Genomic DNA, 17490 nt, shown 5'->3' on the forward strand with positions numbered 1-17490 from the left:
TTATGAAGCTAAAACAATTTTTATTTTCAGCAGCCTTATTAGCATCCATGAATGCAATAGGGCAGAGTGTACCGACACACGAGATGTACGTGGACTTTGGTATAACGGAGAGGACAGATATTGTATCTGCATTGGATAAATGGCAACCGGGAGATAATTTCAGTAATGATCCTGATTATCAAGATGAAAATTTCTTCATCTCTCGCGTACCACTAAAATCACGTTTCATCAATCAAAATACGCAGGCCAATAAGAATCTGAATGAAGAAAATAATAAGAATCTCTGCTGGTGTTCTCCTATTGGTGAAATGACAAAGAAATGGGGACCAATGCCACGTTACAATTTCGATGGTGACAATTTTAATATGTGGCAATACATTAACATCCATGCAAACTGGTCTAACACGTGGTTCCGTGTACCTGGAACATTTAACGATGTAGCTCATAAAAATGGTGTCCGTACCGGATGTCTTTATTTTATCGATTGGGCAGAACAGGTTAGTGCAACCAGTAGTGCTGGAAAAATGTTAGCTGAGCTATGCGCAAAAGACGGTTCTGGAAATTTCAAATATGCCCGTAAATTAATTCAGTTCTTGAAATATTATGGCATTGATGGTTTAGGACTAAATCCTGAAGGTTACTGGTCGACACAACTGAATGAGGACTTTTCTTCTTTCCTGGCTGAATGCCATAAGGTAGCCAAGGAAATGAATCATCCGTTCCATGTAGAATGGTATGCATTTGTTTCTAATACAGGTGGCTTAAATGATAATGGATGTAAACTGGAAATAGGTGCCAACGACAAATGGTTCCATAAAAACGGCAATCCTGTTACCGACGTATTTTTCTTAAACTATAACTGGAGTGAAAGCGGTTTACAAACATCTGCTGAAGCTGCCAAATCTTTAGGACGCAGCACATACGATGTATATGCAGGCTTCGACCAGCAAGGACGCGGATATGGTAAATATGGAAATGCAGGATGGACAGCATTAATGAGACAACCGGTATCTATCGTTGTATGGGGAGCTCATGACCGTAGCCAACTGTATGCAGGTTCAACAGAAGGTGGAAACTCCGATCTCAGCGTTCAAAATGAATACCAAAAGAAACAAGAACTCTTATTCACCGGTGGTTCAAGAAATGTCCTTCGTACCCCAGATATTACAGACGATGCAATTACCAGTTCTTATACTGACTTGGCTAAATGGCATGGTTATTCAAAAGCTGTAATTGAAGAAAGTGCTTTGACGGAACTTCCTTTTGTCACTCGTTTTAATTTGGGTAACGGCCTTTCATTTAGCAAGGACGGAGTAGTTACATTCGAACACAAATGGTATAACCTTGGCTTACAGGATTTATTACCGACATGGCGTTGGTGGATTGACAACGGAGACGGAACTACAATACCGGCAGATCCTATCAACTGCGACTTTACATTTGATGATGCTTGGTTCGGCGGCTCATGCTTAAAATTACACGGAGCTACTTCTAAATCTAATATCCGTTTATTCAGTACTAAATTTAATGTAGCAAGTGCATCCGATGAATTCACCATTGTACTCAAAACACTCAACGGAACGGATCCGAAAATGAAACTGAACGTTTCAAAAGTTGGAACAGAGAATACTTTCACATCTTATACCTTATCTGCCGATGGTATTGTGCAAGGAAAGTGGAGTACAGTAAAAATCAAGGCATCCGAATTGGGATTAAAAGCCGGAGATGTTATCGGCTGTATCGGTTTGTCTGTTGAAGGTACGGATAAAGACTACGCTGTCCTATTGGGTGAAATGTCATTCATACCAAAACTGTATAAGAAAACTCCGGTTACTCCGGTCATTACCCACACCAATGTAATGAAGCGCGTATACAACCGTGCCGACTTTAAGGTTATTTTTGACGTTCCATTCAGTGGTACAAGAAAAGACGAATATCAGGATTGTCCGATTTATAACGAAGAAGTTAATTCTTGGTATTACGAAGTATACGTAAAACAGGGTGAAAAGGAAACACTGGTTACAGCTACTACTTCATGGGCTGCTTATGTAGTAGATGCTCCGCTAAATGGTGTAGATCAGACATTCCAAATCGGAGTCCGTTCTGTGGGATTAGATGGAAAAACTGTTTCTCCGATCGTTTGGTCTGAAGAAATCGAAAGTGAACTTTCAACAATCGAAACACTTACGATCGATAAAGAAATCATTAAACCGAAGGAAGAAGTAACCATCGGATTTGAAGATCCTAATCATGCAACAGCTACGATCGAAGTTTTGGATGCTTTAACCGGAAACGTAATTGACAGCAAAAAAGATATCTTGAAATTCACAACTTCATTACCTTCTGTTGGGACTTATGATGTGAGGGTTTCTACAAAAATGAATGTAAACGGAACATTAAAAGATACCGTAATCATAAACAGAGCCTTACTTTTAGTTACTCCCGAATCAACCGGACGTTTGCCGATAATTACTAACATCGCAGCAGATAAAACAGAAGTGACTACCGAAGAACAAGTAAATCTTACTGCAGATATTACCAAAGGTGATACTTATCTGTTAAACGGTAGAGAACGTGACTGCTCCGTATCCCAATCTTTGTATATGAAAGAACCTTATCAATTGACCATTGATGGTAAAATCATGTCAGAATATACAAACACCTCATTTGCTTTGTGGTTTAAAGTAGAAAAATTCGAGCATGCTTCTTTGGGAACATTGTTGATGACTAAGGTCAACCGCAATTATGGAGGTAGTTGGACAGAGTCTGTCTGGGGTGAAATGTGGACCGCTATCCGTCCTAAAAATTATAGTGAAAACAAATATAAGAACGGAGAAGATGAATTGTCTGTATCCGTAGATGCCCCTCCTGCAGGAACTGGTGGGTATGAACATAATGCTGATGTAGACGGTATGTCAAACGGTTATACACTATCGCCCAACACATGGTATCATGTCTGTGTTGTGAAATCCGGTAGAAATGTAAAACTTTACTTGAACGGAAAGAAAATTATCGATGCACAATCAAGAGGTGCAGGTCCTAAAGATTGGAGAGGTGCCAATTTCTATGTAGGTGGTAGTATGACTAATCTGGCAAGTTTCACTGGCTGGGTAGATGAAGTACAAATTTGGAGCAAGGCTTTGACCGAAGAAGAGGTACAAGAATCTATGGGTGGTTACCTAATTCCTCCTACCGGGCTGGAAGGCTACTTTACTTTCGAAAATACCGTAACAGATACAGACAACAACATTTATTTCCCTAATGAAGGAAATAACAGCACAGCTGTACCTGGAGCATACATGACAATCGGTACAAGCGAAAATGATAAAAATGTTGATGTGAAACAAAATCAATTAACCCCTGCTTTAGGAGTACCTTATATTACAGGTGTTCGTCCTATCAAGTTTGAATCAGCTAAATGGATACTCGACGGAGCTAACTTCTCACAAGAAGGAGATGACAAAGCTACTGCAACTTATGCACAAGACGGTCAATATCCGGTTACATTGACATTAACCAATTCTTGGGGTAGTACAACAAAAACAATCGCAGATTATATTGTTGTGAAAAAAGGTGTCGGTATGGAAGAAAACAGAGCAGATAATTTCTTAATCTATCCGAATCCGTTCAAAGAACAAGCTAATATATTATTTGCAGATGCAGGCGCATATAATGTACTTGTATTCGATATGCAAGGAAAGCAAATCTCCGCATACAATTATAACGCTGCCGCCGGAGAAGTTTGCCAATTGTCATTCGATGCTCCGCAAGGCATGTATTATGTAGTTGTAATGCAAAATGATAAATGCGTTCAATCTTTCAAGGTAATAAAAGAACGCTAATTTACAAAAAGGGGTGCGCAAGCCGACTGCGCTTTGCGCACTCTCCTTTTCTATTTACATTATTAAATGATATATATGAATTATCTAAGATTATTTATTCTGTTAAGCCCCATCGCTCTGTTCCTCACCGGCTGTGAGAATGATGATGACAATAACGGAACCTTGAATCAAGTCGAAAACATTATCAATTATAATCCGGCTGAAAATTACAAGGGCACTTATGACATCACCCTTCAAAAAAATATAGCACTCGAATTTTGCAAGGTCGAGGGAGTCATGGGAACAGATGAATTTATCGTCAGAAGTCAAGATTCAGGCGAATATACATATGTAAATTGGGGCTATAAATATGCCGGTGTCCAAGGAGACGAATATGGGTATTACGATCGTGTTTCGTATAACGATACGATTTTGATCGGACTGGGTTTCTCTGATACATGGCAAGTAGGTAAGTATGATCTTCTGTTAGTCAGAGATAACAACTATCAGGTGATAGATCAATTCAACTTTATGGTACTTAAAGATATCGAAGTTGATATAACACAAGCGAAAGGAGGAGTTCTGAAAGTAAAAGCAAACGGTTGGGACGTAGCAACTGACGCTGTTATCGATTCACTTGAATTCATAGATAAATCGACACAAACAGTCGTAGAAAAAATTGCTTCTGCATACAAAGGCGGAAATGACTATGAAAGTATTGTTTTTACAAAAGATAAGTATCAATCGGGAGATTATGAATTATGGATAGCAAGATGGAACTATGGATTCCGACAAAAAATCTGTGATTTCAGCTACTTCAGATATGAATTTGTTAATTCCGATCCGATGCAGAAAGATGCAAATGGCAACTATTATCTCCAATTCTATTTGGACGAAATCAATGAAGGAGACAGCTATATCGTAACAACCGAATCTCCATATATCGGTGCTTACATTGATAGGAATAAAAAACTCGATCCGGCCAATTGGGATCCTGAAACTAAAATTTATACTTATACATTGGACGAAGATTGCTGGATGGCAGACATGGAAGACGGAATGACTTTCGCTGTTCGTTTAACATTATCCAAGATCAGTATAAATGTAGCTGGGTCTAACAAATTGAAATTATAGAATCAATAGGTATCAAAATAAAATAGTCGCCATAGATAATCAATAAAACTGACACAGAACCAAGAAGATGTGTCAAGAGCTTAATTTCTAAAAAAAGTACTATAACAGCTTGTTGTAGACAACGGTTTAATAGAAAAATAGGCTTTTGATATGTCTTCTTTATCTATTTTGCTATTCGTATTATGAGAACAAACAGTTCTATATAAAAGCTTGGCACTATATCTTAATTATAATTATACTATAAAAAATGTATTTCTTACTAGGGATGTCTATTTCTTATCTGCTTTATAAAAACAAGCGATAATTTGTTTAATTAAAATTCAATTATTATGAAAAAACATTTTCTATTACTAGTTATTCTAACTCTATTTCCGTTTATTGCAAGCAATGCAGTAGGAAATAGGGCACTCAAACTGCAAACAAACAGTCTATTGAGTGAAGACGAACTCTCTTATTGTATCCCTGATGCAAACTCACGCACCAGTTCAACAGAACGACGGTTAGAAACAATCACGATTTCAGGTGCTACATCAAAAGGGGTATCCAGTCCTTTTTCAAACACTTTAAACAACAATCCACAACCGGAAGTATATCTGGATGTGACAGATGCAACCATCACTGCGACAAAAGGAGACGAATTAACTATATCATGGACTTTCCGCAATCAAATTTCATGGATGCATTATTATGTATACATCGATTACGATCAAGATGGTATCTTCAATGAAGAAAATGAATTAGTGTCGTATACATACTATAATGCAACCGGAGAAGGTCCGTCTACCAATAGTATCGGAGAAACAGTAGAGGCAGGTGAAGGTAAAACCGGGGCACCTGTATTTACAATTCCGGAAGATGTTCTAACCGGTAAAACCCGATTGAGACTAAAAATAGACTGGAATAGTAAAAATCCTTGTGGAAATCCGAGTCCTACAAACCCAATAGGAGGAAACAATGGAACAATAATTGACTATAGTATTGATATTCAAGCTAAATCTACAGCTACCACTTCTACTATCAACTTTCCCGAATCAATAGTAAACGGAGCTTTAACAGTTAAAGCCGGTGATAAAGATATTACCAACGGAGAAGAAGTAGCTAACGGAACAGAACTGACAATCATAGCTACTCCGGCAGAAGGATACATACTGGATTACTTGGAAGTAAATAATGTAACATTAACCGGAAACACTTATACCGTGACAGAAGATGCAGTTATTACAGTTGGTTTTGCAAAGAAAGCTGTAGGAGAAGAAAACAAGGCGGTAACGATTCCCAAATCACAAATAGGTAACTACTCTGGAACAGCTTATCGCTTGGAATTTCCTGAAATACTTTTAGGAGATCGTGATGGCGGAGATACTGATCGTAAAGGTAAATCATTTACTATTTCAACATGGGTGAATTTTGCAGAATTAACAGGTAGTAAAAATGAAGGAACAGGAGATGGTACTGTAATCATGGGACACGGTGCCCAAGCACATATGAACCACAATGGAAGCGTTTTTTTGTGTGCCAAGCCAAACGGAAAATTATATCTGGGAGGTGGAGAAAACAACATAACCGGCAGAGATTTGAATGCAGACATTACAATTGATACCTGGATGTATCTGACAATCGTATATGACAACGATGCTCAATCTGTAAGCGTTTACAAAGATGGTATGATATTGGAAACAGTGGAAATGGGCCATCAGCTAAATCTTTTTAATGATGATCCTGCTATTTTCTACGTTGGTGGAGTAATGTTCTCCGGAATGTGCGATGAATTCCAGTATTTCAATAAGGCTTTAACATCTGACGACGTATTAACGGCATACAATGATCCTAAAGGAATAGACGGATTAACAGCCTTATATGATTTCAATTCTATTGCCGAAGGAACGACAGGACAGTTTGAAAACAAAATAAAATCAAGTGATAAAGCTGATATTAAAGCAACTTTCAATAAATATACTACAAGTACTGTTTGGGCTGGCAATGAATTAGTTTCCGGTAAAGTTACTGAATTCGCTCCAACCTTCGCCGACGGACGTAATATGACGGTTCTTCCAACATACTATACAGTCACACTACCTATGGAAGTTGCTAATGGTATATTAACAGTTATGAATGGAAATACTTCACTTACAGCCGGAGACAACCAAGTCGAAAAAGATGCAGAATTAACGATTACAGCCACTCCAGCAGAAGGATATATTTTAGATTATCTGAAAATAAATGATACACCACTGACAGAAAGTACTTATACCGTAACAGAAGATGTTGCCATCACAGTTGCATTTTCAAAAGAACCTGCAAAGGCTACAGCCAAAGCAATACATATTCCAACAAATAGTGGTAAAACACAATATCAATTCCGGTTTGATGATCTCGTTTTAGGAGAACATAAGAATGGAACAAATAATAACTGGAGTAATGGTATCGTAGATAAAGGCGATTATCGTGCCCGTAATTTCACGATGTCAGCATGGGTTAGACCTCTGAATAGTACAGGCGACCTCTTTGGTCATGCACAAAAATCATTCTATGGTGCCGAAGGAACATTCGCAGTCCGCATCAACGCTAACAACCAATTAGTACTAAAAGCCAGAGCTTGGGTTAACGGATCTCAATGTGACGGAATACAAGAAATTGTATCTGACGTAACTTTGGATATTAATGAATGGGCTTTCTTAACAGTAGCCGTAGATGATGATGCACGTTCAATCAAATTGTACAAAAATGGTGTGTTATTATCCACAGGAGATTTAAGTGCAACTAAAAATGGAACAGAAGCTCATGGTATCGGTTTATTAGCAGACGAATGTATTTTCTTTGCAGGTAACGGTTCATCATCTTGTGACGTGGATGAAATACAAGTATGGAGTAAAACACTGAACACAGAAGAAATCGCAACCTCTATGAACGGTTATATCAATGCACCGGAAAATTTGGTTGCGTTCTATAAGTTTGATGAAAACTCTATCGAAAATATACCGAATCAAGGTACCGGAGGTACGTGTGATGCCAATTTGGTTTCCGGAACAAGTGCATATGACCCTTCTGTATGGGGAGATGTATATACTTGCTCTCCTATCCAAGCAACTTTGGTTGATGGCCATATTCTTCCCAAATTCGCAATAAATTATGTATCAGAAACAGAACACGGTTCATTTGTTATCAAGAACGGTAATAATGTAATCACTCCGGGTAGTGAAGTTGCACAATACACCATGTTAACTGTTGAAGCAACTCCTGCTGAAGGTTATCAAGTGAAAAGTATTAAAGTAAATGATACAGAAATTGAAGGTAATACATTTATTGTAAATGGAGAATCAACTGTTAGCGTTGAATTTACTGACAAACTGACCATTAACTATACCGTTTCCGGAGTAGGAACGTTCACAGTCATAGATGAAAATGATCCGGAAAATCCATTCAATAGCGGAGATCAATTTGACAAAAATACATCTATCACAATGGTGTTAGCTGCCGGCGAAGGTTACGAAATATCCAGTTTTATCGTTAATGGAGAAGAGCAAAAAGAGTCTATAAATGCTGCCGGAGTATATACAATAGCCAATTGTCAAACAGACCTGAACATTGATGTAGTATTTGCTAAAAAACTTTTCAGTGTAACATTCAGTTCTAATGATTTCGGTACATTAACAGTAAAACAGAACAATGTAAATATTGAAAGTAGCACTGCTGTAGAATATGGTACAGAATTAACAGTTATCGCAACTCCTAATGCTAATGCAACTTTAAGTGTATTTACGATCAACGGAGCTGACAAACTTGCAGAAATCCAAAATACATTAAAAATGAATATTATTGTTTCGGAAGAACTGGATATTCAAGCAGAATTCACTACTATCAGCCGGACTATAACTTGTAACATCATTGGCAATGGTTCTGTAAAAATTACAGATGCTAAAGACAATGTATATGAAAACGGTGTAGCTTCTATCCCTGATGGTTCTAATATCACTTTGACTTTCATTCCTGAAGATGGTTACCAATTGAATGATTTCAAATATGACGGTGATTCCATGTTCGAAGATATAATTGATGATCAATTCAACTTTATTGCTGATGAAGATTATACTTTCGACGTAGTTTTCACTAAGATCACTTCACTCCAAAACACTTCGGAAGATGCTGTAAGCGTTCGTTATGAATCGGGAATGCTATACGTTGAAGGAATGAATGCCGGTGACAAACTTGATATTTATGACATTACCGGAAAGTATATCGAGACATCAACTCTCGCAGCAACAAATGTTACAGATCTTGCAAACGGTTGTTACTTGGTAAGAATATCTCTCGGAAATACAATCAAAACCGTGAAGTTTATTAAAAGATAAGCTTGAACGCACTTTGAGAGATTAACATAAATTGAAAAGGCTGTGTCAAAGCTATAAATACTTTGCCACAGCCTTTTCTTCAAAAAAACAGTTCCCATAATGAAAAACATCCTTTTATTTACTCTGTTGTTATGTAGCATGACCCTACATGCGCAAACATATCGTGTGTATCCCGTTCCTCAAAAAATAACAATGAACGGAAATACCATAAAAATGACTCCAAATGTAAATATCGTCAAAGAAACCGGTATTAATGAGATTACCATAAACCGCGTCCAAGAGGTATTAACCAATGCCGGATTTAGTTTCACTGTCAGTAACACGCTTACCGATGATCAAACGAATATCCTTATCGGCATTAATGGTTCTAAAGAGATAGCCGATAATTATGCAACAAGCCACTCCCTGCCAAGAGATGTCTTTGCCGCAACAAGCAATAAATACGATCCTCACCTATTACAAATAAACAACCACCATGCCCAAGGAGATATAATCATCTTAGGTGATCATACCGGATCGGCTTATTATGGCATGGCCACTCTGGAACAAATATTAGACCAAGCTGACGGAAACAACCTGCAAACCGTCACTTTCGAGGATTATTCCCATACTCAATATCGCGGAATTGTAGAAGGATTCTATGGACATCCGTACAGCACGGAAAGCCGGCTTAACTTGTTGGACTATTGCAAACGATACAAAATGAATATGTTTGTATATGGTCCGAAAGCCGATCCTTACCATGCAGGTAAATGGCGTGAAGATTACCCGACAACCATAACCGACCAAGAACGCCACATGGGGCTGATCACCCAAGACGACCTGCGCGAACTGGCAAGCAAAGCGAAAGCCTGCAATGTTGCTTTTATATGGTCGATCCATCCGGCACTCGAAGGAGGAGGTATAAACTTCAGCAATCTGGATCCGGGAGTGGAAGCTATCATGGAGAAATTCGATCACCTGCACAAATTGGGTATACGGCATTTCGGTGTATCCATCGACGATATGAGCGGTCACCCGTACAACCAGTCTGATCTTGCAGATAAAGCTCAAGTCAAATTATATGAAAAATTCAACAAGACCGGAGTGTCAGAGGAAGACAAAGTAGGACCGCTTCTATTCGTCCCGACACAATATGCATTAAATTATGGAACCTCTACCCTCTCCTCTTTCAAAAACATTCATAAAGATGTGCTGGTAGCCTTTACCGGATATGACTGCTTTTCTAATATCCGGGGGAGTGCCTGTGACCGTATGGCCGACTTGATAGGACGCAATCCCATCATGTGGTGGAATAATCCGGTAAACGATGATTATGACGAATTTCTCTATATGCATGGGCTCACCGCACGTTGGATTATCGAAGATAAAACTCCGATCTCTTCACTACAAGGGTTGGTTTTAAATCCGATGAATCAAGGGCAGGTTTCAAAGATAGCGCTATTCAGTTCGGCAGACTATGCATGGAATCCGGCTAAATTCGATGAGTCAGCCAGTTGGGAAGCATCTCTTTCTTCTATCGTAGCCGAACCTGAGTTAACCGAAGCCCTTAAAACATTTATCGGTGTGATGAGTGCATACACTACCCATGATACAAGAACTCCGGAAGGGGAAAAATTCTCGCCGCTCTACACAGCTTTTCAATCGGCATATTCCAAAGAGAATATCCCCGATGCAACGCAACTTTTGAGTGAAATGAAAAAAGCGAATGAGGCTTGTAAGGTACTACAAACACTAAAAGACAGTGAAAATAAAGAATATAATTTATTCTACGAAGACATTAATTGCTGGCTGGCAAAAGTAGAATCGATGACGGACATCGTAGTCAAATCGATCTCTTTGATGAAAAATCAATCCGACCTTTCTTCATGGACCGATTTTGCCATAGCCCAAGCCAATGCACAAAAGATACATACAGATCCGAAATTCCAGTTGAGTGTACTCGAGGGTAAAGGAACAAGTTCTTACGAAGAATTTAAAGAGGTGCAACCCACCCCCAAATATCTGGATCCGTTCATTGATTTCCTTGCCGGTAAATTAAGTGACCATGCTCCACAGCTTCCGGAAAGATCACGGGAGATGGAAGTGATCACTAACATAAAAAATCTATCTGAAATCAATATTCAGGCGGAAGAGAATGTAACCAAACTATCCGGACTCAATGCCGTCACACTGAAACCGGGAGAATATATCGGCATCTTCTTCAATGCAATCAAGGAAGTTACTACCGGAATTCTACCGGCATCTCTCACCGATAATCTTTCAACAGAATATTCCATCAACGGAAAAGAATGGACCGGCTTTATACCGACAGAGGAATCAACAGAGCAAATGGCTTATTTCCGTATTGTGAACAACAGTAATTCCGACCAGCTCATTCCGATAAATGAAATTTCATTCAGAATGCCGGCTTCCGAGAGTTCAGTCCCTTTAGAAGCCACCACCAACATGGGTACTTACCAAACTTATAACATAAAAAATGTAATAGACGGCAATTACTCCACCAAATTTTGGAGCAGCAGTGCACAAAAAATTGGAGATTACATTCAATTGGATTTTGGCGCGTCCGCTGCCCGTTTTGACATAACCCTGCATTTTGCCGATGGAGACATGCCTACCGGGGAAGCTCTTATCCAGTTATCCGACAATGCTCAAGATTGGACTACGGTAAAATCGTTCACCGCTTCGGCCATATCCAATAGCATATATACTTGCAATGCCGGTGGAAAATCTGCAAGATACGTGCGTTTATATCTTAAATCGATAAGCGGTAATAATTGGTTCCAATTGACGGAATTTGAAGTAACGAGTTCACGTATCACTCCTGTTGCAGAAGACAATGAAGGAAACCCGATCACTCTGCTGGATGACCGCAGCTTGGCGGCTGGCTATCAGGCTCAAGATGCCGGATATGTAATCTATCGCTTCATTGAGAACATCTCTATCGATGAAATTCAGATTTTCCATAACAGTACATTTGTACCTACAGCAGACAAACCGACAATAACGGTGTGTGCCAATGGGAAATGGATCAACAAAGGCGAACTGGACGCTGCATGTACTTCTGTCCAAGTGGCTAATCTGAAAAATATTTCTCAACTAAAGATTATTTGGAATAAGGATAATATCCCTGTTCTTTACGAAATAATGCCGATCGAAAATCCTTTCATCGAAGAAAATAAAGCGATTACAATCCCACAGACAAGCGGGACAAGCGGTTATCGCCTGCAAGTACCGGAAACCATTCTTGGCGACCGTTCCGGAAGTGATACGGACCGTACAGGAAAATCATTCACTCTTGCATCGTGGGTAAACATGGATAAATTTACAAATGAAGGTAAGAATAAAGGTAACGTTATCATGGGGCACGGACCGCAAGTGCACATGAACTACAACGGAAGCCTCATCCTGAGTACTACAGAAAACGGAGAACTGAAAGTGATAGCAGGCGCATCCAACAAGATCGATCAAACGCTTTCTACCCGTATCAGTCTGAACACATGGACCTATCTGACTCTTATTTATGATAATGACACCCACAAAGTCAGCGTATATAAAGATGGTATATCAACCGGCGAAGAGATACAATTGAACAATAAATTGGAACTTTTCCCAGATGATCCGTGTATATTCTTCGTCGGTGGTATGGGATTCTCCGGACTTTGCGATGAGCTTCAATTTTTCAATAAAGCCTTGTCGGCTGCGGAAGTTCAACAAGCCTATCAAACCCCTCAAGATATGCCTAACCTAACAGCGTGGTACACTTTCAACAGCATTGACGGTAGCAGTGAAGGGGCATTCCTTAATAAAGCAACAGTTACCGACAAAACAGATGAAGAAGCCGTTTTCTTTGAATACACAGGAACAAAATCTTCGGACGGCGGTTTAATCAGTGGCACCGTTACAGAAGCTGTGCCGACATTAGCCGATGGCCGCGTTCCGGCAGCAGTGTTCTATACCGTCACGGTGCCGGCAGAAGTTGCCAACGGGACACTGACCGTCATGAACGGAGACATTCCACTCGTTGCCGGAGAGAATCAAATTGAAGAAGGTACTGCACTGACCATTACAGCGATTCCCGATAAAGGATATCAATTAAAAAGCGTTAAAGTAAACGGAACCGAAATTAAAGGCAACACATTTATTCTTGAAAAAGAATCTATCATTACGGTTGAGTTTATGCAAGACGCCACTGCCAGGCGGAGTATCACCTGTAACATCACCGGCAACGGTACTGTACAAATCACGGATGACGAAAACAATGCATATGAAAACGGTGTCGCTTCCATCTTGGATGAGACAAAAATCACCTTAACTTTCATCCCGGAAACAGGCTATGAACTCAACGATTTTATATTCGACGGAGATTCAATGTTCGACGATTTAGTTGATAATCAATTCATTTTCACTATTGATGATGATTATACTTTCGATGTTATTTTCAGTAAGATCACTTCCGTACGAAACACTTCCGAAGAAGCTGTAAGTATTCGTTATGAATCAGGAGAACTATACGTGCAGGGAATGAATGCCGGTGATAAACTCGACATTTATGACATTACCGGAAAATACATCAGAACATCAACTATTTCAAAAACAGACGTTGCAGATCTGGCAGACGGTTGCTATCTGGTAAGAGTATCTCTCGGAAATGCAGTTAAAACCGCCAAGTTTATCAAAAGATAAATTTAAACGGACTGAGAGAGATTAATATAAATTGAAAAGGCTGTGGTGAAGCGATAAATACTTTGCCACAGCCTTTTCTATTAAAAGGATTCCAGTACAGAATAATATTTCAATCCTCTATCTGAATATAATATTAACGATCACCGTCGCCCCCACTTTCTGGTTCAGGCTACGGACTAACTTTTCACGCGCCATCATCAATTCCTGACGAAGGGCGGCTGAGGTCAGATGTACATACAATGTTTGATTCTTTATATATAAGTTCTGAGTGTATGAGGCAATGGTCGGTCCCAGTATTTGCGGCCAGGCATCCAGCAAACGCTGCTCATTCAAAGGCGACTCCAAACTTTCCTGACGAAGAAATTGCTGAATCAGTTTTCCTATTTGTTCTGCATTGTTCCGTTTCATACTTCAGTCTCCTTCATTTCCGCTATTTCACCTTGTTCTACCCGAAACATTTTATAATCGCTGCCTACCTTATGCAAAATCCGGTCCAGATGTTCACGATTCGTATCGGTAATGAAAATCTGTCCGAAACTATCCCCGGCCACCAATTTCACAATCTGCTCTACACGCGAAGCATCCAGTTTGTCAAAAATATCATCCAGCAACAACAATGGAACCGTGCTGCCCGTACGTTTCAGAAAATCGAACTGTGCCAATTTAAGCGCTACAAGATACGTTTTATTCTGCCCTTGCGAACCTTCTCTTTTTATCGGAAACTCGCCCAACAGCATGTTCAACTCGTCTTTATGAATACCCCGCAAAGAATATCCCATTATTTTATCACGCACACGGCTCTCTTTCAATACTTCAAGCAAAGAAGCGTCACGCGCATGAGAATCATATGATAATCCGACTTGCTCCTTATCCTGTGATATAAAAGAATAAAAAGATTGAAAGATAGGAATAAATTCCCGGATGAACTCCTCACGTTTACGATATACCACTTCACCCGCCTGCGCCATCATCTCTTCCCATACAAGAAACAATTCTTCTTCTACCGGAAGTTCGCTTTTCAATAATGTATTGCGCTGGGTCAACGCTTTATTATAACGGATCAACGCATCCAGATACTCTTTATCATACTGAGAAATCACCACATCCATAAATCGGCGGCGCTCATCGCTCCCTCCGGCTATCAATTCAGAATCGGCAGGCGAAACCATCACCAAAGGAAGAAAACCAATATGATCGGACAAACGGCTGTATTCTTTCTTATTACGTTTAAATTGTTTTTTGGAACGGCGCTTCATGCCACAATATATCTCTTCGGGCGTGCCGTCTGCCGCCTCATAAAATCCTTGAATTACAAAAAAATCCTGTTCGTGCCGTATATTCTGCGAATCGATCGGATTTCCGGCACTCTTACAGAAAGAGAGAAAATAAACTGCATCGAGCAAGTTCGTCTTTCCCATGCCATTCTGTCCGAAAAAACAGTTCAACTTAGCAGAAAAGTTCAGTTCAACCTGCTCCAGATTTTTATAATTTAATATGGATATACGTTTCAGTATCATGTTTACACATTAAGTTTGGTTACAAAAGTAGAAAGATTTTCGTGGTTTTAGGGTGTAAAACAAAAAAAGATGCCGCTAAATTTCGTTTGTAGATATAAAAAAACTACTTTTGCGAGTCGAAATACAAAAGTTGGAATAATAACAAAAAAGAATCATATAAAAATGGCAGGACAAAAGCACCACAATGAACAAATGAATGTGGAAGATGCACTGACACAGTCGGAAGCATTTCTTATTAAAAACAAAAAAGCAATTATCGGCGGAGTTGTTGCTGTGATCATTATCGTAGCGGGCGTTATCATGTACAAACACCTTTATGCCGAACCTCGTGAAGAAAAAGCACAGGCTGCTCTCTTCAAAGGACAGGAGCTTTTTGAACAAGACAACTTTACCCAAGCATTAAACGGTGACAGTATCGGTTACACCGGTTTTCTGAAAGTGGCGGAACAATTCAGCGGCACAAAAGCAGCTAACTTAGCTAAAGCATACGCAGGCCTTTGCTACGCACAATTAGGACAATATGACGAAGCCATCAAATATCTGACTGAATTTGACGGAAAAGACCAAATGGTAGGACCGGCCGTTCTTGCTGCTGCCGGTAACTGCTATGCACAAAAGAATGAATTGGATAAAGCTGTTGCTGCATTGCTGAAAGCTGCCGATAAGGCAGACAGCAATACGTTAAGTCCTATTTATCTGTTGCAAGCCGGTGAAATCCTGATTAAGCAGGGTAAAGCAGAAGAAGCGATCAAAGCATATACCCAAATTAAAGATAAATACTTCCAGTCATATCAGGCAATGGACATCGATAAATACATCGAGCAGGCTAAATTGCTGAAGAAGTAAACATAACCCAAAACAGAGTGAAGAGTGAGAAGTGCCCTGTAGCCTTAAGCGCAGTAACTTTTCACTCTTTGTTTTTGCCCCTCCCCTCCACCTTATTTTTTATTCTTAATACATCATTTTTTAATTCTATAATTATTATGGCAACAGCTTATCACAATTTATCAGATTACGATTTTAATTCTGTTCCGAATGCAGAAGAAATGAAATTTGGTATTGTTGTTTCTGAGTGGAACGATAAAATCACCGGCGCATTATTGGACGGTGCAATAAATACATTAAAAAAACATGGCGCCAAATCCGAAAACATTTTGGTAAAGACAGTACCCGGAAGCTTTGAACTTACTTTTGGTGCCAACCAAATGATGGAAAATAGTGATGTCGATGCAATTATTATCATTGGCTGCGTAATTAAAGGAGATACTCCACATTTTGATTATGTTTGCATGGGAGTGACTCAAGGAATAGCCCAATTAAATGCAACTGGCGATATACCAGTTATTTACGGACTTATTACCACCAATACAATGGAACAGGCAGAGGACAGAGCCGGTGGCAAGTTAGGTAACAAAGGAGACGAATGTGCAATTACTGCAATAAAAATGATCGATTTTGTTTGGAGTTTAAATAAATAGTTGTATCTTTGCACCGCAATTGAGAAACAAACCTCCTTAAGTGTAAGACAAGGATCTCAAAAGCGAACAAAAGGGCAAATACCAGAGTGGCCAAATGGGGCAGACTGTAAATCTGCTGTCTTTCGACTTCGGTGGTTCGAATCCATCTTTGCCCACAAAAAATTGCGGAAGTAGCTCAGTTGATAGAGCATTAGCCTTCCAAGCTGAGGGTCGCGGGTTTGAGCCCCGTCTTCCGCTCTTAAGAAAATCCTGATAGTCATTTAAACTATCAGGATTTTTTCTTTTAAAATATTAAGTTCCAACAGGGTGTATTCGGGGATCAACGTAAAAACCTGAGGGATTCTTCGATCCGACAGAGAGAATAACAAAAATAAAATTAGCCAAATCAACCACTGCTCACGCCATACCAGTTATTTTGTCTTAAAAGAGTAGAGAAAAGAGAGTATATAGATTTACAACTTCCTATATTTGTAACATCAAATTTATTAATTTAATTCTTCAACCA

8 protein-coding genes and 2 tRNA genes are annotated in these 17490 nt (G+C 39.4%); 8 read left to right on the forward strand and 2 right to left on the reverse strand.

The window, feature by feature from the left end:
* Window positions 1-2: 2 nt before the first annotated feature.
* The 4 genes from HMPREF1532_RS04165 (at window position 3) to HMPREF1532_RS04180 (ending at window position 13990) form a co-directional block, all read left to right on the forward strand.
* The gene (locus HMPREF1532_RS04165) at window positions 3-3842 is read left to right on the forward strand and encodes an endo-beta-N-acetylglucosaminidase (protein WP_005925251.1); all 3840 of its coding nucleotides are present in this window, start codon (window positions 3-5) and stop codon (window positions 3840-3842) included.
* Window positions 3843-3917: 75 nt separating this feature from the next.
* Window positions 3918-4955 (forward strand): hypothetical protein, encoded by a 1038-nt coding sequence (locus tag HMPREF1532_RS04170; RefSeq protein WP_005925253.1) that lies wholly within the window; start codon window positions 3918-3920, stop codon window positions 4953-4955.
* Between the two features lie 329 nt (window positions 4956-5284).
* Window positions 5285-9304, forward strand: coding sequence for a LamG-like jellyroll fold domain-containing protein (locus tag HMPREF1532_RS04175; RefSeq protein ID WP_005925257.1), 4020 nt, complete (start codon window positions 5285-5287; stop codon window positions 9302-9304).
* 99 nt (window positions 9305-9403) lie between these two features.
* Window positions 9404-13990: a beta-N-acetylglucosaminidase domain-containing protein gene (locus HMPREF1532_RS04180; protein ID WP_005925263.1), complete on the forward strand. Its 4587-nt coding sequence runs from the start codon at window positions 9404-9406 to the stop codon at window positions 13988-13990.
* Window positions 13991-14107: 117 nt separating this feature from the next.
* Here HMPREF1532_RS04180 and HMPREF1532_RS04185 read toward each other — a convergent pair whose 3' ends face one another.
* Both HMPREF1532_RS04185 and recF read right to left on the reverse strand, forming a co-directional pair.
* Complete coding sequence (locus HMPREF1532_RS04185; RefSeq protein WP_005925266.1) at window positions 14108-14398, reverse strand: DciA family protein; 291 nt, start codon at window positions 14396-14398, stop codon at window positions 14108-14110.
* A complete protein-coding gene (gene recF, locus HMPREF1532_RS04190; protein WP_005925269.1) occupies window positions 14395-15507 on the reverse strand; it encodes a DNA replication/repair protein RecF in 1113 nt (370 codons plus the stop codon). Before recF ends, HMPREF1532_RS04185 begins: the two co-directional genes overlap by 4 nt.
* 162 nt (window positions 15508-15669) lie before the next feature.
* Here recF and HMPREF1532_RS04195 point away from each other — a divergent pair, with 162 nt between their 5' ends.
* The 4 genes from HMPREF1532_RS04195 (at window position 15670) to HMPREF1532_RS04210 (ending at window position 17222) form a co-directional block, all read left to right on the forward strand.
* Window positions 15670-16353 carry a tetratricopeptide repeat protein gene (locus HMPREF1532_RS04195; protein ID WP_005925272.1) on the forward strand — a complete coding sequence of 228 codons (684 nt, stop codon included), beginning with the start codon at window positions 15670-15672 and terminating at the stop codon, window positions 16351-16353.
* A 137-nt stretch (window positions 16354-16490) separates the two neighbouring features.
* Entirely contained in the window at window positions 16491-16985 is a 495-nt protein-coding gene (ribH, locus tag HMPREF1532_RS04200; protein WP_005925274.1) for a 6,7-dimethyl-8-ribityllumazine synthase, read from the forward strand.
* A 72-nt stretch (window positions 16986-17057) separates the two neighbouring features.
* Window positions 17058-17140: transfer RNA gene (locus HMPREF1532_RS04205), tRNA-Tyr, on the forward strand.
* Between the two features lie 9 nt (window positions 17141-17149).
* A tRNA-Gly gene (locus tag HMPREF1532_RS04210) sits at window positions 17150-17222 on the forward strand.
* The last annotated feature ends 268 nt before the right edge of the window (window positions 17223-17490 follow it).

It is taken from the genome of Bacteroides salyersiae WAL 10018 = DSM 18765 = JCM 12988 (genome assembly GCF_000381365.1).
GTDB lineage: Bacteria > Bacteroidota > Bacteroidia > Bacteroidales > Bacteroidaceae > Bacteroides > Bacteroides salyersiae.